Source organism: Ramlibacter aquaticus, assembly GCF_015159745.1.
Taxonomy (GTDB): Bacteria; Pseudomonadota; Gammaproteobacteria; order Burkholderiales; family Burkholderiaceae_C; genus Ramlibacter; species Ramlibacter aquaticus.
Genome location: NZ_JADDOJ010000009.1, coordinates 42,233 through 64,781, shown reverse-complemented (window position 1 = coordinate 64,781; position 22,549 = coordinate 42,233). Strand labels below are relative to the sequence as shown.

The 22,549-nt window shown below is 65.6% G+C and carries 15 protein-coding genes; 11 read left to right on the top strand and 4 right to left on the bottom strand.

The annotated features are described in order from the left end of the window. Positions 1-52: 52 nt before the first annotated feature. Positions 53-373 (bottom strand): hypothetical protein, encoded by a 321-nt coding sequence (locus IM725_RS03885; RefSeq protein WP_193779261.1) that lies wholly within the window; start codon positions 371-373, stop codon positions 53-55. 394 nt (positions 374-767) lie between these two features. On the opposite strand from IM725_RS03885, the gene IM725_RS03880 reads away from it, so the two are divergent. From IM725_RS03880 to IM725_RS03840, 9 genes are all read left to right on the top strand, one after another. Then, positions 768-2,708 (top strand): hypothetical protein, encoded by a 1,941-nt coding sequence (locus IM725_RS03880; RefSeq protein WP_193779260.1) that lies wholly within the window; start codon positions 768-770, stop codon positions 2,706-2,708. 55 nt (positions 2,709-2,763) lie between these two features. Beyond that, positions 2,764-3,624, top strand: a complete 861-nt coding sequence (locus tag IM725_RS03875; RefSeq protein WP_227753546.1) for a Tll0287-like domain-containing protein — start codon at positions 2,764-2,766, stop codon at positions 3,622-3,624. Positions 3,625-3,646: 22 nt separating this feature from the next. Continuing rightward, on the top strand, positions 3,647-4,777 hold the full coding sequence (locus tag IM725_RS03870) for a serine/threonine-protein kinase (RefSeq protein ID WP_193779259.1): 1,131 nt from the start codon (positions 3,647-3,649) through the stop codon (positions 4,775-4,777). Positions 4,778-5,381: 604 nt separating this feature from the next. Continuing rightward, entirely contained in the window at positions 5,382-7,673 is a 2,292-nt protein-coding gene (locus IM725_RS03865; protein ID WP_193779258.1) for an AMP-binding protein, read from the top strand. Between the two features lie 20 nt (positions 7,674-7,693). Continuing rightward, positions 7,694-8,674 carry an ABC transporter permease gene (locus IM725_RS03860; protein ID WP_227753545.1) on the top strand — a complete coding sequence of 327 codons (981 nt, stop codon included), beginning with the start codon at positions 7,694-7,696 and terminating at the stop codon, positions 8,672-8,674. Between the two features lie 87 nt (positions 8,675-8,761). Beyond that, entirely contained in the window at positions 8,762-9,775 is a 1,014-nt protein-coding gene (locus IM725_RS03855) for a sugar ABC transporter substrate-binding protein (RefSeq protein WP_193779257.1), read from the top strand. Between the two features lie 64 nt (positions 9,776-9,839). Then, the gene (locus IM725_RS03850; protein ID WP_193779256.1) at positions 9,840-12,044 is read left to right on the top strand and encodes an ABC transporter permease; all 2,205 of its coding nucleotides are present in this window, start codon (positions 9,840-9,842) and stop codon (positions 12,042-12,044) included. Next, positions 12,044-13,135 carry an SMP-30/gluconolactonase/LRE family protein gene (locus IM725_RS03845; protein ID WP_193779255.1) on the top strand — a complete coding sequence of 364 codons (1,092 nt, stop codon included), beginning with the start codon at positions 12,044-12,046 and terminating at the stop codon, positions 13,133-13,135. Before IM725_RS03850 ends, IM725_RS03845 begins: the two co-directional genes overlap by 1 nt. After that, the gene (locus tag IM725_RS03840) at positions 13,132-14,649 is read left to right on the top strand and encodes a sugar ABC transporter ATP-binding protein (protein ID WP_193779254.1); all 1,518 of its coding nucleotides are present in this window, start codon (positions 13,132-13,134) and stop codon (positions 14,647-14,649) included. Before IM725_RS03845 ends, IM725_RS03840 begins: the two co-directional genes overlap by 4 nt. 224 nt (positions 14,650-14,873) lie before the next feature. Here IM725_RS03840 and IM725_RS03835 read toward each other — a convergent pair whose 3' ends face one another. After that, the gene (locus IM725_RS03835) at positions 14,874-15,755 is read right to left on the bottom strand and encodes a hypothetical protein (protein ID WP_193779253.1); all 882 of its coding nucleotides are present in this window, start codon (positions 15,753-15,755) and stop codon (positions 14,874-14,876) included. A 14-nt stretch (positions 15,756-15,769) separates the two neighbouring features. Next, positions 15,770-19,528: a hypothetical protein gene (locus IM725_RS03830; RefSeq protein ID WP_193779252.1), complete on the bottom strand. Its 3,759-nt coding sequence runs from the start codon at positions 19,526-19,528 to the stop codon at positions 15,770-15,772. 130 nt (positions 19,529-19,658) lie between these two features. Here IM725_RS03830 and istA point away from each other — a divergent pair, with 130 nt between their 5' ends. Next, positions 19,659-21,224 (top strand): IS21 family transposase, encoded by a 1,566-nt coding sequence (gene istA / locus IM725_RS03825; protein WP_193779251.1) that lies wholly within the window; start codon positions 19,659-19,661, stop codon positions 21,222-21,224. Further along, on the top strand, positions 21,214-22,020 hold the full coding sequence (istB, locus tag IM725_RS03820) for an IS21-like element helper ATPase IstB (RefSeq protein WP_193779250.1): 807 nt from the start codon (positions 21,214-21,216) through the stop codon (positions 22,018-22,020). Before istA ends, istB begins: the two co-directional genes overlap by 11 nt. On the opposite strand, the gene IM725_RS03815 is transcribed toward istB, so the two are convergent. Further along, entirely contained in the window at positions 22,006-22,401 is a 396-nt protein-coding gene (locus tag IM725_RS03815; protein ID WP_407692499.1) for a tyrosine-type recombinase/integrase, read from the bottom strand. The genes istB and IM725_RS03815 overlap by 15 nt on opposite strands. Positions 22,402-22,549 lie beyond the last annotated feature (148 nt).

The following is a 22,549-nucleotide window of genomic DNA, read 5'->3' as shown; positions in this document are numbered from 1 at the left end:
GGGAGGGCGGCTGGCGCGGCCCGGGGGGGCCGTGCCAGTGCCGGGCGAAGCTTTACTTCTCGCCGGTGGGCTTGAGCTCGCCCTTCTTGGCGGCGTCGGCCACTTCCGCCTTGCGCTTCGCGGCGGCGGCCTTCTTCTCGTCCTTGGTGGCCTTGGGGCCCGCGGCCATGGCACCCGTGGCGCCCTCGCCGACCTTCTCGGACTTCACGGCCTCGGCGCCGGCCTTCTTGCGGGCCTCGGCGGCGGCCTTCTTCTCCGCCTTGGTGGCCTTGGTCGTGGGCGCAGGTGCCGAAGTGTCGGCCTCACCGGCCACTGCGTAGGGGCTGAGGATTGCAGCGCCGACGACGGCAATCAGCATCAGGTGTTTTCTCATCGCTCGTTCCTCCAGAAAGTGGAAATGTCAAGGAACCCATCACATGGGACCATGGACATATTCATCTGCATGAGGAAATGCGTGGTTGATTTACCGCAAGTGATTCGCGGATGCGCGCTGCGGGTGGGGCGCCGTCCTTGTAAGCCTCCTGCGGGCCCACGCCCACATGTTCGAGGTCATGAATCTGGCCGTGCGGAAGGTGGTCCCTCGGGAGGGCTCGGGACCAGTCTTGCTGCGCCGGCAGGCATTCCAGGGTCAGCAGCGCCCACCCAGAGTGCGACGCCGCAGCCACATCTGTGCGTGAGCGACACAGTTTGTAACGAAAAGTTGTGCTTCCCGTCACAAATCGATAGATAGAAAGTTCGTACCGCGGCCCGGGGCCTATGTTTGCCGGATGACCGCTGAAACCCGTTCCGGCCTCTCCCGCGCCCACCCGGCCTGGCGCCTCCACCGTGTCGGTTGCCGCATGGCGCTCGTGCTGGCGGCGCTGGTCGCGGCCTGCAGCGACAACCCCGCGGAGTTCCAGATCGGCGGCACGCTCAGCGGGCTCGCGCCGGGTGCGCAGGTGACGCTGCTCAACCAGCGCGGCGACCCGGTGACCCTGTCAGAGAACGGGTCGTTCCACTTCACGAAGTCGGCCCCGCTGGGCGGCAGCTACGAGGTCACGGTGGGCACGCAGCCGGCCACCCAGACCTGCACCGTCGCGGCGGGCTTCGGCAACCAGGTGAACGCACCGGTGGACAGCGTGCGCGTGAGCTGCGGTGCACGCGCTTTCACGCTCGCCGGCTCGGTGACCGGCCTGCCCCCGGGTGCCCAGATCACCCTGCTCAACAACCAGGGCGATGCGCTGCCCGTCCTCGCCAATGGGGCCTTCAGCTTCAGCAACCCCATCCCCTGGAACGGCAGCTACGCCGTGACCGTGGGCAACCAGCCCCCGGGCCAATCCTGCACCGTGACGGCCGGCAGCAGCACGGGCGTGGTGGCGGAGGTGCCCAGCGTGCAGGTGGTCTGCCGCGCCTTGGCCTTCACCCTGGGCGGCACCGTCACCGGCCTCGCGCCCGGTGCCCAGCTCACCCTGCTGAACAACCTGGGCGACCCCCTCACGGTCCTGGCCGACGGGCCCTTCACCTTCGCGGGCAGCCTGCCCTTCGACGGCAGCTACGCTGTCACCGTGGGCAGCCAGCCGGTCGGCCAGGCCTGCGCCGTCGCCGCGGGCAGCGGCAGCGCGGCCGGCGTGGTGGCGGACGTGCAGGACGTGCAGGTCGTCTGCAGCGCGCTGACCTTCTCCATCGGTGGCTCGCTCAACGGGCTGGCCTCCGGCCAGCAGGTGGTCGTCGCCAACAACGGCGGCGAGCTGCTGACGCTTTCGGCCAACGGGTCCTTCCAGTTCCCCACCGCCTTGCCCTGGGGCAGCAGCTACCAGGTCACGGTGACCCAGCAGCCGGCCGGGCAGACCTGCTCCGTCAGTGCCGGCAGCGGCAGCGGTACGGCGCTGGCCGCCAACGTCAGCAGCGTGGCGCTGACCTGCTCGACCAACAGCTACGCCATCGGCGGGGCGATGTCCGGCCTCAGCGCGGGCAGCCAGGTCACCCTGAGCAACAACGGCGCCGACGCACTCACCCTCAAGGCGAACGGCAGCTTCACCTTCGGGATTCCGGTGGCCTGGGGCGGCAGCTATGCGGTCACCGTGTCCACGCAGCCGACGGGGCAGACCTGCAGCGTGGAGCAAGGCCAGGGAACGGGCGTCACCCAGGCGGTCAGCAGCGTGCTGGTGAACTGCACGGTGAACAACTATCTCGTCGGCGGCACGCTCAGCGGGCTGGCCTCCGGGGCCACGGTCAAGGTGACGAACACCGTGAACGGCGACACCCTGGACCTCTCCGCCAACGGCAGCTACACCCTGCCCACGCCCGTGCCGTATGGCAGCGCCTATGCGCTGACCGTCACGCCCGCCCCCGGCCCGGCCAGCGAGCCCTGCGGCATGGTCGCGTCGAGCACGGGCACGACCCTGGGCACCGTCACGGGGGGCAACGTCGTGTGCCTTGCGGCCCCGTTCAGCGCGGCCTCCCTGAAGTGGTACCGGGCACCCGGCAGCTACAACTGGGCGGACGCCAACGCGATCTGCCACAGTGCCGGGCTGCGCTTGCCCTACAACGCGGACCTCCTGGCCCTGCAGTCCGAGCTGGGCAACGTGGGCGGCTTCCTCTGGTCCCAGGAGGCCTACTCGGGCAAGGCGGGCTACTACTGGGTCCTGAACCTGAACGTCGGTGCCCTGAACCAGACCATGGCCTCCTGGCCCGGAAGCTCCCTGCTGACCGCGGTCTGCGTGCAGTAGCGCCGTGGGCATTCATGAGGTGCCGGGGGCGCGTCCGATGAAGCTGGGATTGCGGATGAAGTTCAACTTCGCGCTGGCCGGCGTGCTGCTCGCGGGCATGGCCCTGGCCGGATGGGTGGTGGACCGCCGCCTGAAGGCCAACGCGCGCGAGGAGGTGCTGCGCGAGGCCGGCCTGATGATGGAAGCGGCCATCGCCGTGCGCACCTACACCGTCGACCAGGTGAGGCCCTTCCTTGCGCCGCAGATGGAGCAGCGTTTTCTGCCCCAGACCGTGCCGGCGTACGCGGCAACGGAGACCCTCGCAGCGCTGCGGGGGACCCACCCGGGCTACAGGTACAAGGAAGCGGTGCTCAACCCGACCAATCCGCGCGATCTCGCCAACGGCTGGGAGGTCGACCTGGTGGAACGCTTTCGCACCAGCGCCAAGGAAACTGAAGCCGTGGGCCAGCTCGACGGATCGAGGCCTGTGCTGTACATCGCCCGCCCGATCCGCATTTCCAACGGTGCGTGCCTGCAGTGCCACAGCACGCCCGCCGCAGCCCCGCCCTCCATGCGGCGCATCTATGGCGATCGCGGGGGCTTCGGCTGGCAGCACGGCGAAACCGTGGGCGCCCAGGTCGTGACCGTGCCGATGGAGGTGCCGCTGGCCCGGGCTCAGCAGGCGCTTCAGACCTTCATGGTCTCGCTTCTGGGGGTGTTCGCCGCGCTGTTCGTCGTGCTCAATCTCATGCTCTCCTGGCTCATCGTTGCGCCGGTACGGCGGCTTTCGGTGGCCGCGGACCGGGTCAGCACCGGCGACTTCCAGTTGCCGGAGTTGACGGCGCGGGGCCATGACGAGATCGCCACCTTGGCGAATTCCTTTAACCGCCTGCGTCGCAGCCTTGAAAAGGCCATGCAGATGCTGAGCAAGCACTGAGTCCGGCGTACCTATGAGCTCCATGAACCTTGCACAGGCACCCAGGCGCGCGCTGCCGCCCGGGGAACAGGTCGGCGACTACCGGGTCCAGAAGACACTGGGCATTGGCGGCTTTGGCATCACCTACCTCGCCGAGGATGAGGACCTGGGCCTGGAGGTGGCACTCAAGGAGTACTTCCCGCGACAGGGAGTGGTGCGCGGACAGGATGATTCGGTGCACGTAACCGACGCGGAACCGGTCGCCGCCTCGACCTTCCAGTGGGGCCTGGACCGTTTCCTGGAAGAGGCCCGGGCGCTGGCCAGCCTGCGACACGCCAGCGTGGTGCGCGTCATGCGTTACTTCCGCGACCGGGGCACGGCCTACATCGTCATGGAGTACGAAGGCGGTGAGCCCCTCTCGCGCTGGTTGGGCGCGCACGGGCCCATGCGCCGCGGCGTCGTGCTGGGGTTCGCGCAGTCGCTGCTGCACGGGCTGGCGGCCGTGCACGCCGCTGGCATCCTCCACCGTGACATCAAGCCCTCCAACATCTGCATGCGGGCGGACGGAACGCCCGTGCTGCTCGACTTCGGCGCGGCCCGCCGGGTCGTTCCCGGCCACGACATGACCTCCGTGTTCAGCCCGGGCTATGCGCCCATCGAGCAGTACCACGCCAAGGGCTACTACGGTCCCTGGACGGACCTGTACAGCCTGGGTGGCGTGCTGTATCGCATGGTCACAGGCGCCGCACCACAGGACGCCATCGTGCGGGTTCACGGCGACGGGATGCCGCCGGCGCGCGAACTGGGCAACGCCTCGGTCTTTGGGCATCGGCTGCTGGAAGCCATCGACTGGGCGCTGGCCGTGGAGCCGACGAAGCGCCCGCAGTCAGTCGCCGAATTCCAGGACGCGCTGCGTGCAGCGGCGTCGGAGCAGGTGGGCGACGCCGCAAGCCTTCTCTTCGACGGGCGCGCCGGGGTTCTGGCGGCGCTGGAGCATGTGTTGGCGGTTCACATCGGGCCCCTGGCCCGGCTCCTCGTGGAGCGCGAAGCGGAACGGGCCTGTGATGTGCAGGCGCTGCTGGACGCACTGGCCTCGGAATTGCCGTCGACCGACGAGCGGCAGGCTTTTCTCGACGAGGCAAAGGCCCTCGTCGGGGTGCCCCGAGAGGGCTGACCGTCGGCGCTCGGCTTTGTGGGCGCCCACTGTGTCTGTGTGCAAGGCTTGGCGCGGCTGGCGGGGATCGAACCCACGACCCTTGGCTTCGGAGTGCCAAAACGGTCTGTGTGACCCAGAGGGTTTGGGTCGGCGACAAACGTGGTGTGTTCGTCGTTTTCAGAGGCAACAGCCTCTGCTCATGCGAGTGCGCGCCTGTGACAACCGAAGCCAAATGGCGCCACTCGTCAAATGGCCGCCTGTCACATCGTCGATCTTTGTTTGCCGAGCGTGTTTTGACTATAAGCCAGCTTCAAAAAAAGGTCCACATCTGACTGGAACGTGGAGTGCAAGGCCCCACACATCGGACACGCGGCGACACGCGCTTCGCGTCGCAGGCCACTTCAAGCCGAGGAAGTCCGGCCTGCAAAGGTTCCATATCAGTCGGTGGGCGTTGCGGCCCCTGCTCTGCGATGAACATTAGGAATCAGTGATGAGTACGTATGCGTGGCCCGGGTTTTGTTGCGCACTGCAGCGAAGGGTTTGTCCTGACTTCACCTCGCCGAGCTTCACCTATCGTTTCCCGGTAAAGAAGGTTACTCATCGGTAACCGAGCTTGGAGACCGTGCTGGCCCCCCACCGCTCACCGGAATCCCGAGTCCGCGCACCGGCCGCCCCGTGGGCTGCCCGCGAGCGCGCCGGGTCTCGCGAAGCCAAGAAGGATGCGCTGCTCCTCGCTGCGGCACGCCTCTTCACCTCTCAGGGCTTCCAGGGCACCTCGGTTGACGACATTGCACGCAGCCTGGGCGTCACCAAGCCCACGCTCTACTACTACATCGATTGCAAGGAAGACATCCTCTTTGGGTGCTTGGAACGTGGGCTGGCCGCCTTCCACCAGGGCCTGGCCGCGTTGGACGCGGCAGGACTGGTCGGGCGAGAGCGCTTGCTCGCCGCGGTCACGCTATATGCCGAGGTGGTCACCGGCGACTTTGGTCAGTGCGTGATCCGCGTCGGTGAAGACCCACTGCCCGACGAGCGTCGGCGCGCGTTGCGGGCAGGCCGCCGGCAGGTGGACGAGGCCTTTCGAGACATGATCGGCCAGGGCATGGCGCAGGGCTGGATTGCCCCCGGCGATGCGGCGGTGGCGGCCTTCACCGTGGTCGGCGCAATCAGCGGCATCGGGCGCTGGTACCGGCCCGGCCAGCACAGCCCCAAGGCCCTGGAGGACGCAATCCGCCATGGCGTGGACATGCTCTCGCGCGGCGTGCTGTCAGCTCCTGGTCTTCGAACCGCCTCATCTCCTTCCTCTCCGGAGTTGCAAATGCCCCAGACGCGGCGCGAGACCCACTTCGGCGACCGCTTCGTGCGCTGCTATGCCGAGCGGCCGCGAAACCTCGCGCGCATGCTGTCCAGCGCGCTGGAACGCAGCCCCGAGGCTACTGCCCTGGTCTTCGGGCCGTTGCGCTTGTGCTGGCGCGAGTTGCACCACGCCGCCTCCTGCTGCGCGGGTGGTCTGCATGCTTCTGGAGTGCGGCCCGGAGATCGTGTGGCTGTGCACATGGGCAACTGTGCCGAGTTCGTGGTGCTGGCCCTGGCCTGCGCTTGGATGGGCGCGGTTTTGGTGCCTGTTAGCGCGCGGGCACGCGGTGTCGAACTCACCTACGCTATAGAGAATTCCGGCGCGGTAGTGCTTGCGAGCGCTCCGGATCTCGCAGACCTTGTGGACGACAGCCCGGCCTTCGCGGGTGTGCGTTTGCGTCTGGTCACGGGCGCGCAGGCCGCACGTGGCTTCGTTGCCATGTCCCAGTTCATGCAGGCGCCGCCGCTGCTGCAGCCGCACGACGCGCAGGAGGAAGACCTCGCTGTCCTGCTCTACACCTCGGGCACGACCGGGCGCCCCAAGGGCGCCATGATCAGTCACCTCAACGTGGTGCATTCGGTCATGCATTACCAGCAGGTGATGGGCCTGGGCGAGGAAGAGCGCACGCTGGTGGCGGTGCCGCTTAGCCACGTCACCGGGCTGGTCGCGCAGCTCTACCTGGCGTTGCATTGCCGTGCGGCCATCGTCCTCATGGAGGCCTTCAAGGCGGCCGACTTCCTGCGCCTGGCCCAGGACGAACGCATCACCCACACCATCATGGTCCCGGCGATGTACAACCTGTGCCTGCTTCGAGCCGACTTCGCCTCGCACGACCTGCGGCACTGGCGCATAGGCGCCTACGGCGGCGCGCCCATGCCGACCGCCACCATCGAGGGCATCGCGCAGCGCCTGCCCGACCTGGTGCTGATGAACGCCTATGGGGCCACCGAAACCTGTTCGCCCGCCACCATCATGCCGCGCGGCCAGACGGCGGCGCAAAGCGACAGCGTCGGCCAGGTCGTGCCCTGCGGCGAGATCTCCATCGTGGACGAGCACGGGCGCGAGGTACCCCCTGGCGACGTCGGCGAGGTCTGGATTGCCGGGCCCATGGTGGTGCAGGGCTACTGGCAGAACCCGGAGGCCACGGCCAGCGAGTTCCGGGGAGGCTTCTGGCGCTCGGGCGACATCGGCTCGCGCGACGCGCAGGGCTATGTGCGCATCCTGGATCGCAAGAAGGACGTCATCAACCGCGGCGGCTACAAGGTGTTCTGCGCCACCGTCGAGAACGTGCTGAGCGAGCATCCGGCGGTGCTGGAGGCCGCCCTGGTGGGCGTGCCCTGCTCGGTGCTGGGCGAGCGCGTGCACGCATTCGTCACCGTGACCGCGCTCGACGAGCACACCCAGGCCAAGGCCCTGCAGGCCTTCTGTACCGGCCGCATTGCCGACTACGCGGTGCCGGAGACCTGGACCATCGACACCGCGCCGCTGCCGCGCAACCTGAACGGCAAGATCGTCAAGCGCGAGCTGCGCCAGTCGCTGCACGCGGCCCTGATGTGACTCGACAGGAGATCCACCGCATGCCCCGCATCCCCAAAGTCCGCGCCAGCCAGCAGACCATCGTGTTCGGCCTGTTCCTGCTGCTGTTCACCGGCTTCGCCCTGTTCCTGCCCGGCTTCGCCAAGGCAGACAACCTGCTGACCATGGTGCAGAACGTGGCCATCCTCGGCATCCTGGGCATGGGGATGGCGGTGGTGGTCATCGGCCGCGGGATCGACATCTCCATGATCGCCTCGCTGGCCGTGCCCTCCGGCCTGCTGCTGCAGACCATGCAGGGCGGCCACGACCTGGCCACCGCGGCCGCGCTCAGCCTGGGCCTGTCGCTGGCCTTCGGCCTGTTCAACGGCTGGCTGATCGCCTATGCCGAGGTGCCCTCGCTGTTCGCCACCCTGGCCTCCGGCCTGTTCCTGGCCGGCCTGGGCCAGGCCTTCATCTTCCAGCTCGAGGTGGTGCAATGGCCGCAGTCGCTGGACGCCATCGCCTGGTTCGGCCGCGGCGGCATCGCCGGCGTGCCCATGCCGGTGGTGATGTTCGCGCTGGCCTCGGCGGTGATGGCCGTGCTGCTGCGCCGGGTGCGTGCCGGCGCCGCGATCTACGCCATGGGCGACAACCCCATGAGCGCCCGCGCCACCGGGCTGCCGACGCGGCCGCTGATGGTGTTCGAGTATGTGCTGGCCTCGCTCATCGGCCTGTTCGCCGGCGTGGTGATGGCCGCCTCGGTCAGCAGCATGCCGACCCGGGTCTACAACTCCACCATGGTCTACGACGTGGTGCTGGTGGTGGTGCTGGGCGGCATCGGGCTGACCGGTGGCCGGGGCGGCGTGAGCAACGTGATCATCGGCACGCTGCTGATCGGCACCATGCTCAACGGCATGACCATCCTGGACATGTCGTATTCGGTGCAGAACATCATCAAGGGCACCGTGCTCCTGGTGGCCATCCTGATCGACTCCGTCCTCAATCCCCGCAACGAGGAAACCGCGCAGCAGGGGGACATCTGATGCCCGCCCGCCGCGGCCCGCCCCGCAACGCCGATACGCCCGGCCCCATGGCGTAACCCATCCAAACCTGTGAAGAGGAGACAACGCATGAGATTCTCGAACTGCTGGAAGGCCACGCTCACCGGCCTGGCCTTCGTGCTGGCCGCGGCGGGCGCGGCGGCCCAGAGCAAGGGCCTGGACGAACCCTTCCGCCTGGGCTACCAGAAGGCGCTGCAGGGCAAGGTGGTCGGCTACATCCCGGTCGCCATGGGCTTCGACCTGGCGCAGGGCTGGTACCAGGGCCTGAAGAAGGAGCTGGAGCCCAGTGGCGTCAAGGTCGTCGCGCGCGACCCGAACTGGAACACCAACGCCGGGGCCCAGGCCTTCACCTCGCTGATCGCCGAGAAGCCGGCCGTCATCGTCATCCACAACCCGGACGTGCAGACCTACGCCAAGCTGATCAAGAAGGCCGAGGACGAAGGCATCTACGTGGTGCAGATCAACATGCGTTCGGCCCAGCCGTCCACCGTGTTCGTCGGCGCCGACTGGGTGGACATCGGCGAGCGCGACACGCAGGCCGTGGTCGACGCCTGCAAGGGCAAGAGCAACAAGATCGCGATCGTGCAGGGCGCGCCCACCGCGGCCGCCAGCGCCTACACCCTCAAGGGCGTGGAGAACGTGCTGGCCAAGCACCCCGAGGTGAAGGTGGTCAGCAACCAGGCCGCCGACTGGGACGCGGCCAAGGCCAAGGCCCTGACGCAGACCGTGCTCAAGCAGCATCCGGACCTGTGCGGCATCGTCGGCTTCTGGGACGGCATGGACATCGGCACGGCCGCCGCCATCAAGGAGGCGGGCCTGACCGGCAAGGTGTTCCTCGCGACCTCCGGCGGCGGCGAGCAGCGCGGCGCCTGCGACCAGGTCAAGGCCGGTGGCATCGACCTGGACCTGAGCTACGACGTGCCGACCCAGGCCAGCAACATGGCGGCCATGATCAAGTGGCTGCTGCAGGGCGGCATGAAGGCGGGCGCCGCACGGCAGAACATCTACACCAACCTGATCCCGATCACCAAGGCGAACGCCGGGGCCGAGGGGACCTGCTGGAAGCTGGCGGCGGCCAAGTAACGCGTGCCGCGGGCGGGCTGCGCGCAGCCCGCCCGCCTGTCCAACCTCGCTGCAAGGGATCCAGATGCACGACCCCGTCGCCCCGGCGCGCTTCACGGAAGGCGGCCCCGCCGCCAGCGCCGCATCGCTGCCGCCCCGGCCCGCGCCGCCGGCGTTCGGCGAAGTCCTCACGCGCTGGCGCTACCGGCTGTGGCCGGACCACTGGGTGGGCGAAATCCTGTCCAAGCGCTGGACCGAGACCGCCGTGCCGGTGCTGCTGCTCCTGCTGGTGGTGTTCGCCTCGGGGCGGGTGGTGCCCAACTTCTACAGCGAGGTGGTGCTCTCCGACACCCTGCGCCAGGCGGGCGAGGTCGGCTTCGTCGTGCTCGGGCTGGGCCTGGTCATGATCGTGGGCGGAATCGACCTGTCGGTCGGCTCCATGTTCGCCCTCACCAATTTCTGCGCGCTGATGCTGATGCACGTGCTGCAGTGGCAGGTGGCCGCGGCCGTCGCCTGCACCCTGCTGTTCGGCGCGGCGCTGGGCGCCGTCAACGGCATCCTGATCGGCTACCTGCGCCTGCGCGCCTTCCTCACCACGCTGATCACGCTCATCATCTTCCGCTCGGCCTACGAAATCCTCAGCCTCTCCTGGTCGACCGCCATCGCCGGCAGCGTGCCCGATTCCAAGGTCTGGGATTTCCTGGGCAACGGCAGCTTCCTGGCGCTGCCCACGGTGGCCTGGGTGTACGCCGCGGCGGCCATCGGCGGCCACATCGTGCTGACCCGGCTGCGCGCGGGCTGGCACATCCTCGCCATCGGCGGCTCGCGCCGCTCGGCCTACAACAGCGGCATCGCGGTGCGCCGCACCGTCGCGCTGTGCTACGTCGCCAGCGGCGTGCTGACGGCGGTGGGCGGCTGCTTCTTCGCCTCGCGCCTGGCCACGGCCGGCGCCGACATCGGCGTCGGCATGGAGGTGCTGGTGCTCACCGCCGCGGTGCTGGGCGGCATCAGCCTGGGCGGCGGCCGCGGCTCGGTGGCCAAGGCCATGGTGGGCACGCTGCTCGTGCTGCTGATCACCAACGGGCTCACTTCCATGTCGGCTTCCGGCGGCGTGATCCGCATGGTGCTGGCGGGCATCCTCATCGTCGCCGCGGCGGTGGACGTGCGCTGGCTGAAGAACCGCAACCGCATCATCAGCAAGGTGTACGTGAGCCCCACCTACCACCGGCTCCCGCCCGCGCCCGACTGCAGCGCCGGCAGCGCCGGGCCCTGGGCCGTGAACAACCGCCTGCGCGACGTGAGCCTGATCGGCCTGGGCCGCATCGAGGCGCCGGAGGACGTGATCCTCGACCGCGACGACAACCTCTATGCCGGCTCGCGCCACGGCGACATCATCCGCTTCTTCGCGCCCGACTACGAACGCATGGAGGTCTTCGCGCACATCGGCGGCCAGCCGCTGGGCATGGCCTTCGACCGCGACTGGAACCTGCTGGTCTGCGTGGGTGGCATGGGCCTGTACAAGGTCGACCCCGCGGGCCAGGTCTCGCTCGCCACCGACGAGACCAACCGCAGCTGGTCCTCCATCAACGACGACAGCCGCCTGCGCCTGGCCGACGACCTGGACATCGCCGACGACGGCCGGGTGTTCTTCAGCGAGGCCACGGTGCGCTACGAGATGCACGAGTGGCCGGTGGACGGCCTGGAAGCGCGTGGCAACGGCCGCATCGTCTGCTGGGACCCGCGCGACAAGAGCACCCGCACCGTGCTGCGCGGGCTGAAGTTCCCGAACGGCATCTGTATCGCGAGCGACCGCCAGTCCATCCTCTTCGCCGAAACCTGGGGCTGCTGCATCAAGCGCTACTGGTTCGACGGCCCGCGCAAGGGCCAGGTGGCGATGGTGATCGACAACCTGCCCGGCTACCCCGACAACATCAACCTCGCCTCCGACGGCAACTACTGGCTGGCCCTGGTGGGCATGCGCGCGCCCGCCTACGACCTGGCCATGCGCATGCCGGGCTTCCGCCGCCGCATGGCCAAGCGCGTGCCCGTCGACGAGTGGCTGTTCCCCAACATCAACACCGGCTGCGTGCTCAAGTTCAACGAGGCCGGCGAGGTGCTGGAAACCCTGTGGGACCTGGGCGGCGAGAACCATCCCATGATCACCTCGATGCGCGAGCACCGGGGCTACCTGTACCTGGGCGGCATCTCCAACAACCGCATCGGCCGCTACAAGCTGCCGGAGGCCGACACCGGCTTCTCCCAATACGAAACCCGCTGGAGGACGGCCTGATGCTCAGCCTCTTTCGCCAATGGGCCGACCAGGTCCTGGGCCGCGGCCATGCGGCCATCACCGTGCCCGTCATGGACGGCGCGCTCAAGCCCAACCGGGCGCTGGACGAGGCCCAGGTGCTGGCCGCGCAGGCCGGGCTGTGTGACCTGGCGAGCGATGGGCGGCGCATCCTCGTCGCCGCCGGCCCGCGCGTGCTCGAATGGGACGGCCAGGCCTTGCAGCCGCTGCTGGAGGCCGAGGCCCCGCTCACCGCGCTCGCCCTGGGCCATGACGGCAGGCTCGCGATCGCGGTGGAGGGGCGATCGGTCCAGGTGCTGGTGCCGCAGGGCACGGCCTGGACCGAGGTGGCCCGCCTGGCGCAGGCCGGTGGCGGTGCGCTGGTGGGCGTGAACGCGCTGGCCTGGGACAGCCAGGGCCGCTTGCTGGCCACGGAAGGCTCGCGCCGGTACGGGCCCGCCGACTGGTGCCAGGACCTCATGTCGCTCGGCCGCAGCGGCCGCGTGCTGCGCTGGACGCCCGGCACCGGCGGCGCCGAGGTGCTGGCCGACCGGCTGGCCCATGCCTTCGGCGCGGCCGAGGTCGACGGCCGCGTCTGGTTCAGCGAATCCTGGGCGCACCGGGTGCGCGAAACCGCTGGCGCCGTGAGCGCTGAACTGGTGGGCTACCCGTCGCGGCTCGCGCCCGCGCCCGGCGGCGGTGCCTGGGTGAGCTGCTTCGTCTGCCGCTCGCAGTTGGTCGAATTCGTGCTGCGGGAGCACGCCTACCGGCGCCGCATGCTGGCCGAGGTCGACCCGCGCTACTGGATCGCGCCGGCGCTGTCCTCGGGGCACAGCTTCCTGGAGCCGCTGCAGGGCGCCGGCGTGAAGCAGATGGGCGTGCTCAAGCCCTGGGCGCCGCCGCGCTCCTACGGGCTGGTGCTGCGCCTGGCGCCGGACGGTCGCATCACGCGGTCGCTGCACAGCCAGGTCGACGGCCGCCACCACGGCATCAGCGCGGTGGCCCAGGTGGGCTCCGCGCTCTACGCGGTGTCGCAGGGGGCCGGCCGGCTGCTGCGGCTGGACCTGGGATCCGAAGCGGGGGAGGCCGCATGACGCAAGCGACGACAAACCCCGCCCCGGTGATCCTGGAGCTGCGCGAGGCGACCAAGAAATACGGCGGCGTGCCCGCGGTCGATGGCGTGGACTTCCAGCTCGCGCAGGGCGAGATCCATGCGCTGCTGGGCGAGAACGGCGCCGGCAAGTCCACGCTCACCAAGATCATGGCGGGCGTGGTGCGCCTGAGCGCCGGCCGCATGCTGGTGGAGGGCCGCGAGGTCGACCTGGAAACACCGCTGCAGGCGCGCGACCAGGGCATCGCGATGGTCTTCCAGGAGACCAGCCTGGTGCCCACGATGACGGTGGCGCAGAACCTGTTCCTGGGCCAGGAGAAGTTCTTCAACCGGCTGCGCGGCATCTACATCGCGGCGCAGCAGTTCCTGCAGTCGCTGAACTTCGACGTCGACCCCACCACCACGGTGAGCGCGCTGGGCGCGGCCAAGAAGCAGATGGTGGAGATCGCGCGGGCGGTGCTGCACAAGGCCCGCATCATCATCTTCGACGAGCCGACCGCCAGCCTCACGCCGGAGGAGAAGAAATACTTCTTCGACCTGGTCTTCAACCTGAAGCAGCGCGGGGTCTCGGTCATCTTCATCTCGCACGCGCTGGAGGAGGCGCTGCTGCTGGCGGACCGCATCACCGTGATGCGGGACGGCAAGCACGTGGTGACCGACCTGAAGCAGAACTTCGACCGGGCGCGCATCGTGCAGGCCATGGTCGGGCGCGACCTGTCGCAGACCCTGTACGGCCAGAAGAAGGCCGGCATGCGGCCGCAAGGCGAGTGCGTGCTGCAGGTGCGCAACCTGCGCATGGCCTCCATGGTGAAGAACAACTCGCTTTCGGTCTTCACCGGCCAGGTGACGGGGGTGTTCGGCCTCGTCGGGGCCGGCCGCACCGAGACCTTCAAGGTCGTGTCGGGCCTGATCAAGCGCGACTTCTTCCACGGCGGCGAGGTGCTGCTGCGCGGCCGGCCGGTGCGCTACCGGGTGCCCCGGCAGGCGGTGGCCGACGGCATCGCCTACATCACCGAGGACCGCAAGATCGAGGGCTTCTTCGAGACCATGTCCATCAGCGACAACGTCTACATGGGCGCGATGGCCAAGGCCGATTCGATGTGGGGGCCGGTGCAGCGCAGGATCGCCGGGGCCCTGGGCGAGAAGTGGATCCGCCTGCTCAACGTGCGCGCCATCAGCCGCGATGTGAAGGTCATCGAGCTGTCGGGCGGCAACCAGCAGAAGGTCGTGATCGCGAAATCGCTGGTGCAGGAGCCGGACCTGATCATCTTCGACGAGCCAACGCGTGGCGTCGACGTCGGTGCGATCGCCGAGATCCACGCCGAGATCGGCCGGCTGGCCGACGCGGGCAAGGCCGTGGTCGTGATCTCGTCCTACCTGCCGGAGATCATGGCCCTGTCCGACCGCATCCTGGTGGCCAAGCAGGGCAAGGTGGTGGTCGAGTTCTCGGCCCAGGAGGCCACGCAGGAGTCCATCATGTATGCCGCAATCCATTGATGGCAGTGCAACGGGGCGGCGTCGGAGCCCTCGGGCAAATTCGGATCGCTTCGACGCCACACCCTAATTAGTCAAGACGGTGCAGCGATCTGATCGTGACGAGTGTCCAATGCGTAGTCGTTGAATTACGTGCCGCATGCCAGGAACATGGGAATCTGGAGCCGGTCGCTGGTGGTCGGAGCTCTAGTACCGTCAATGCAGCCGTGGCAATGCCGAATCAGAGGTCAGACCAGCTCGAGTTGAAGTTGCCCAAGCTGAGTAATCGCCCGCTTAACCCATTCTGCCCCCTCTTCAATGTGCTGCAACTGCACGTCCGGCTGCCCTCGATCGGCCACGATCGGAAGGCTGCCACGAACTCGAATCGTGATCTCCTTATCGATCAGTTGCGCGGCCAGCAGTGCTCTCACAAAGGATTCACTGGGGCACTTCACGAGGTACGTTCGACCTTCACGAAAAATGTCGGACCCGTTGACGACGCGCTGTACAGTGACATCCGCACTTCCGTCAATTCTGTTCACGGAGTTCACCAGAACCTCCAAGGTGTGAGGTTGCGATGAGGGGAGCGTGGTTGGTAAGCGCTTTCCAGAAGTGTCAGGGAGTGCGCCGCTGTCCAGGAGAACTGCGGGCGCGCCGGGACGAAGGCTCTTCAAGTACTTCTCGGCAGATGCTGGATCTGGTGCTTTCGCGATGATGTCTCGAACGGCCTCCAACGTTGCACCGGCCTCACATGCCTTCTGGACCTCGAACGCAACTTTCGAGGCTGCTGCAATCCTGTCCTGCTGCAGCTTCCCTTCAGCTTTGATTAGTTTGTCCGGGAGAGACTGCTGGGCTCTCGGATGTGCGACCACGACAGCTTGAATAATCAACCTTCGGACATCTTCGACGGGCAGCACTGCGACCCAGCTCGCTGGACTGCGTGGATCCGCTAAGCTCCCACGACTGACCACGACTTGATGGAGAGCCTTGCGCACATCTTCCACGGTCGCATATTTCTCGGTCAGGTACCGCGACTCGACCTCTCGCAGAACACTGTCGTGTATCGAGAGGACAGCCACGGGAATGCCATCCCCCTTACGCGCGGCTGCACTCGCCTCTTCATGGGTCATGATCCTGGACTTTGTCATTTCTTGAGCTCCTGAATCGCAAGAAAGCTTGAAGTAAGAACGCGCGCCAGTGCCGTGAGGCGTGCTCGATCAACGTCAGTGCTTCGGGCGGCACGAATCACGGAAACTTCCGGCTGCGACCCCAAGTCCCTCGCCGGAGCGCTTACACGCACTCCTGCAGCATTGAGTCGAACTTGCAGGTCTGGCTTGTAATGTCGTGCCCCGAAGGTCACCAGCAGGCTCAGCCCCGGCGGCAGAAGACGATTGACCTTCAGGATCAGGCTGGCGACCTCGTCAACGTCGCGAATCCGAAGGTCTTCGCGAATCAAAAGAGACTTGAACGCGAACAAAAGTTGGGTATCCATCTGTCTGAGCATCCCGATCCACAGCTCGCTAACACCAGATACGAGATACTGCAGGTCCGCTTGCCGACCGCGCTCCCCGTGAGTTGCCTTTACCCTGCGGGAAAGTGCTTGAGCTGCAATTGCGGCAACAGCAGGTTCGAGCCCATGCGCTTCAACCGAAGTCAGCTTTTCGATTGCGGCGGCCAGTTCCTGGTCCATTTGGTAATACCGCCTACAAACGTACCGAATACGTGCCTCGACCGACGCTGCATGACGCAGCACCTTTGGCTGTTCAGTCAGTGCTGGGTACTCCTTTTGCGGCGTCGGATACGGAGGGATGTGTGCCTTCAGAAATCTTTGGTGCACCCACAGCCACTCAGAAAACTCCTCCTTTGCTTTGCCGGCTCTGGACTTCGCCTGTCGCAGGGCTTCGGGCGTCACATCAAGTGCCGCCAGGATCCATCCCCTAGGAGCAGAAGTTCTCAGCGCTGAGCCCAATGCAAGCAACCTCACTGCGGTCCAGCTAGAGAAGTAAGCGTCCTCAATTGGCCTGCGACTCGAATGACCTGCATACGCTGCCGCCGACGCCGCATGCAGCCATCGTTCGGCGTCATACTGAAACACAGGGGTTAGTTGCTGGGCGTCGATTTCGCCCTGCATGAACTTCGTGAAGGCTAAGTTCCATCCTGGGAACAAGCGTCTCGATACTGCAGATCCCCGCGTTGAGTGCAGTACAAGCCGAGCGTCGCCAATGACGGTTGACAGGACCATCAGCACGAACGTTGCAACGGGTTCCGACGAACCTGCCTCGTCGTTGTGCTCAAGAAACAGGTGCTTTGCGTTGGGGGCGATCCCCTCAGTAAGGCGACTTGTCGCAAGGACACTGCTGGCAAGTGATTCGCCCGCAGGGAGAATTCGCTTCGCTGAAACGGTTTTGAGGTTGTTGAAGCCAGTGGGGGAGATCACCAGAACGTCCCGCCCTGCGGTGAGACAGTGAATTGACAGAGTGGACAGTTCGCCCCGGCGCAGCGGGTGTTCCTCCAAGCAGGTCAGGAACGTCAGGCACCGCGCGAGCAAGGCGCCTCGCCCGTCAAGCCATACTTTCAGTAGTTCGCGGGCAAGCTCATAGTCGCGTGGGTCGACCCAGACGGCGGCTGCTGAGGTCAGCGATGGAGTCTTGTCGCGTCGCTGCCCTCCCAGCAGCTTATGTGGGACGGAATACTCTGGGCATTCTGATAATGCTCGCGCGAAGCGTTGTAAAGCCGTTCTCCTTTCGAGCAAGGTTTGTTCAGGTTTCTCAAGCCCAGTGGTATCGTGCAGAGGAGCCTCAAAGGCGCTCCAGCAGTTGTCGTCCCAGTAACGCAAGTCTTCATCTGCGGAAATTGACGTCAATGCCTTGTTCAGGTTGCTGAGGTAAGTGCTCAGTGAGCTCATCTCTATGAAACCCTGACGCTCAATCGCTTTTTCTGCCTCCCGTGTCGCCCATGCTGCCACTGCAGCCGCTGGTGATCCCGGACTCGAAGGAGTCAGTTCCTTGAGTTGCTTTAAAAGCGCCCTGGCCCTCGTGATTTCACCCCCGAGGGCTTTCTTCTTGTCGCCGCAGGCATGCACCGCTTTTGTGACGTCGGAAAGGCTTGAGTACTTGGGCTGAGGCGGTGGTGACGGATACGCAAAAGTAAATTCGCACGCCTGGGTAAGAGGATCCGAACCGATGAGTCGCAGTAGGGATTCCTTATGCAGCGCGGCGACTTCGTGCGAACGTCCGGCCATCGTGTTCAGCGCCGGGGGCAGATTGTGGGCAAGCCAACAGTCCACCGAGCGGCAAAGCAGCCTGAAGCACTCAGCGTCCTTCGGCCAGGAAAATCCCGGAAACTCAGCTTTGATCCATTCAGAGATCACCTCGGCAACGTCCCTAAACGGACGCTGCTCTTCTTCCTTCAGCTTCTCCCAGTGCTTGATCGCAATCTGAGTCAAGGGTTGGAGCGGTATCGCGATTTTGTTTTTCCCGAGTGTCACATGGAGGATATTCGTCTCCGCCCCCTCTCTGAAGGCATTCTTTTCGGGGCGAAGCGAATTCCGTAGGACCTGCGGGTTCGTGATGCCCTCGTTCACTAGAAGAACAAGGACCAAACGGGCGCAAACATTATCTGGACCACTCCCTGAGAGCAATTTGCCTCGAACACTGTCGGTGAGAGAAAGGCCCGTCAAAAAGCGCGGTGACAAGTCTGCAGGCGCAGCGATACCTTGAGGTATCACCTCGCGTTGGCTCCAAACGACGCGAGGTAGTGGAAAGGGCTGATGGGCCAAGCACGGGGGAAGTTTCTTGAGGTCCGCTGGCTTCAATTGAAGGGCGTGGGTCTGAGCCTCAAGAATCGCTCTCAGCGCGTGGAGTGCGGCGGCAGGAATTTGGGTTTGTAGACGCTCTTGGTGTTCATGTCCTTGGCGGTTGTGGCCGGTCAACATGCGCAACAAAAAGCGGTCTGCGCCCGTCTCGATAAAGGTTGTCACCCAAAACTTGCGTCCCACGTTTGAGTGCTCATCCCAAGCTGTTGAGGCCAGATCATCCAAGCTGCCCTTGCGCAGTGAAGAACGTCGGAACCTTTCTTCGCTTGCGTGCCACCTGACGTTCCAGAATGCGCTCCTTTCTGCAGGTAGACCGTCACTCAAGTAGGTTTTGAAGGTGGAGTTTTTTCCTTCGAAGGTCGCTGCCTTCTCTGCGAATATTCGACAACATGCAAGGTGCCATTCAATTTGGTGCCTGCTCAGAGTCGTGAGAGGGACAAGTCGTGCTGATCCTTCCAGCGTGCTCTTGTCGTCAACATAGACAAAGTCAGGGTGCGCGGACAAGGCGCCAAATGTCAACCTCTCCAGCCGCTGGCAGCGGTGAGCAATCAGTGTGCAGAGAAGCAGCGCATTTCGCTCGCACAGTTGGTTCCAGGCAAGTGCCACCTCCTCTGGTCTTTCAGCATTCTGAAGTTTCTCCGCCCAGTGTTCGACCTCAGATGTGAGCTGGGTCCATCCTGCGGCGAATCGGCTCGGACCAGGAATGCCGGGTGCTCCGGCCCCTACGTAATCGTAGGGCAGGCCCACAGGCGGCCCCCACCCCAGTTCGCGGTACAACGCTTCTGCCGTGTTCTTTATTTTTTCGGCGTGTATCCACGTGTAGTGCAGCGTCGCCGCAGGACAAAGGGCAAAGTCGTTGGTGAGGATGCTCGCTACGACGTCGCTCTTAGTCAGTTCAAGAACGAGACCCGGAAGCGAATAGCAGTATCGGGATGCCCATGCTTTATAGGTGACGTCACCCAATTTTTTGAGGAGGGCATCGTATTGGGACATCCAGATCTTGAACTCCGCAGCTACCGATGGAATCCGCAACAGTTCGCCCAATGTCTTAGACTGCTGAAGGTTCGTGTGAACTTCAAGGTACTCCATGAGCACTGCGGGTATCGGCAAAAGTGTTGATTTCCATCCAGAAGTGACCCACTTGGCCCGGTAATTTCCATCGAAATCTGACCCACGTAATAACCCTAACCTGCTGCTTTTGGTGGCAGGAGCACTAGGAGTGATTGACGTGGCGACACTGAGTGTCATCAGGCGTTGGGCCTTGCGCGAGCAACTGTCCATCCGCGAGATAGCCCGGCGCACGGGCCTGTCTCGCAACACCATTAAGAAGTACCTGAGAGCGGACGCGGCCGAGCCGCGCTACGCCAAGCGCGTGAGCCCCAGCAAGCTCGACCCCTACGCCGAGAAACTCTCGGCCTGGCTCAAGAGCGAGGCATCACGGTCCCGCAAACAGCGGCGCACCCTCAAGCAGATGCACACCGATCTGGTGGCGCTGGGCTATGCCGGGTCTTACAACCGCGTGGCGGCATACGCGCGGGCCTGGCAGGCCCGCCGGCATGAGATTCAGCAGACCACGGGCCGTGGCACGTTCGTGCCCCTGGCATTTGGTCCCGGGGAGGCGTTCCAGTTCGACTGGAGCGAGGACTGGGCGGTCATCGCTGGCGAGCGCATCAAGCTGCAGGTGGCGCACTTCAAGCTCAGCTACAGCCGTGCGTTTTGGGTGCGGGCCTACCCGCTGCAGACGCACGAGATGCTGTTCGATGCGCACAACCGCGCATTCGAGGTGTTTGGCGGTGTGCCCGGACGCGGGATCTACGACAACATGAAGACGGCGGTGGACAAGGTGCGCCGCGGCAAGGAGCGCGACGTCAACGCGCGCTTCAGCGCCATGGTCAGCCACTACTTATTCAGCGCCGAGTTCTGCAACCCCGCCTCGGGTTGGGAGAAGGGCCAGGTGGAAAAGAATGTGCGTGATGCGCGCCACCGCCTGTGGCAGCCGGTGCCGGCATTCGCGACGCTGGGTCAGCTCAACGCGTGGCTGCAGGATCGCTGCCTGGCGCTGTGGAACGAGATCGCCCACGGCAAGTTGCCTGGCACCATTGCCGCGGCCTGGGCGCACGAGCGCCCCATGCTCATGCAAGTGCCCAGGCCCTTCGACGGATTCGTGGAGCACACCAAGCGCGTCTCGCCCACCTGCCTGGTGCACTTCGAGCGCAACCGCTACAGCGTGCCGGCCTCCTACGCGAATCGCCCCGTGAGTCTGAGGGTGTACGCCGACCGCCTGGTCGTGGCCGCCGAGGGGCAGATCGTGTGCGAGCACAACCGCATCATCGAGCGCAGCCACAACACGGCGGGTCACACCGTATACGACTGGCGCCACTACCTGGCGGTGCTGCAGCGCAAGCCAGGCGCGCTCAGGAACGGGGCGCCATTCAGCGAGCTGCCAAAGGCCTTTCGCCAATTACAGGGAGTGCTGCTCAAGCAGCCAGGAGGCGACAGGGAGATGGTGGAGATCCTATCGCTCGTGCTGCACCACGACGAACAGGCGGTGCTGACGGCAGTCGAGTTGGCGCTGGAGGCAGGCGTGGCCAGCAAGACCCATGTGCTCAACGTGCTGCATCGATTGCTGGACGGCAAGCCGGTGGCCCCCACTGCGGTCACGGCGCCGCAAGCGCTGCGCCTCGTGAACGAGCCCCAGGCCAATGTGCTGCGCTACGACGCCCTGCGCGGGCGTGCGAGCGCGCAGGGCTCGCCCAGCCTGCAGGAGGTGCGCCATGCGTCATGACCCAGCCAGCGCGGCCATCGTGATCATGCTTCGCGAACTCAAGATGCACGGCATGGCCCACGCCGTGGCAGAACTCGCCGAGCAAGGCTCACCCGCCTTCGAGGCGGTCCAGCCGATGCTCTCTCAACTGCTCAAGGCCGAGACCGCCGAGCGCGAAGTGCGCTCCGTGGCCTACCAGCTCAAGCTGGCACGCTTTCCGGCCTACCGGGACCTCGCTGGCTTTGACTTCGCACACAGCGAGGTCAACGAAGCCTTGGTGCGGCAGTTGCACCGCTGCGACTTCCTCGAGGATGCACAGAACGTGGTGCTCGTGGGCGGGCCGGGCACGGGCAAGACCCACATCGCCACGGCGCTGGGCGTGCAAGCCATCGAGCACCATCACCGACGCGTGAGATTCTTCTCCACCGTCGAACTGGTTAACGCCCTGGAGCAGGAGAAGGCCAGCGGCAACCCCGGGCAAATTGCCCATCGGCTGATGTACGCCGACATGGTGGTCCTGGACGAGCTGGGCTACTTGCCCTTCAGCGTCTCGGGCGGGGCGCTCTTATTCCATCTATTGTCCAAGCTGTACGAGCGCACAAGTGTCGTGATCACCACGAACCTCAGCTTCAGCGAGTGGGCAAGTGTGTTCGGGGATGCGAAGATGACGACGGCGCTATTAGACCGACTCACGCACCACTGTCACATCCTGGAAACCGGAAACGACAGCTTCCGCTTCAAGCACAGCTCAGCTCAGTCCGTTCAGACAGATCAACCTAAAAAGAAGGAGAGGACCAAGAACTTATCCACAACGTGAGCCACCAGGCTCGCAAAGAGGGTGGGTCAATTTTCGATGGAAATGCCGGGTCAGGATTCCATGGAAATCAACACCACAGCCCAGAACTGGTGCGCGTCTCCCTGCCAGGTTGCAGAACACGTAGTCGGAAATCTTGCGGGTGCTCTTGGCCTGCAAGCGAAGCGCCTCGTAGACCACCTGGGTCATCTGGATGTCGCGCTGGCTGTCTTCGGACTTGAGTTCGTCCTCGTCTCCCGGAACGATGGATTCGCGAACCAGGGTCAGGCGCCGCTCGAAGCCGATGTATTTCCACTTCAGGCCATGGACCTCTCCCGTCCGCATGCCGGTGAAGAAGCGCACGGTGAAGTACGCCCGGTAGTCCTCCCGTGCGCAGGCCAGGATGAGCTGTACCTCCGCCAGGCTTAACGGCGGGACGTCGCTGTCCCATCGTCCCGCCCTGGATGCCTTGGCCGCGGACGGCGGTGCTGGTGAGCGGTGCGTTCGAACTGCTGGGCGCAGCCGGCCTGCTGCTGCGCGCCACCCGCGCCTG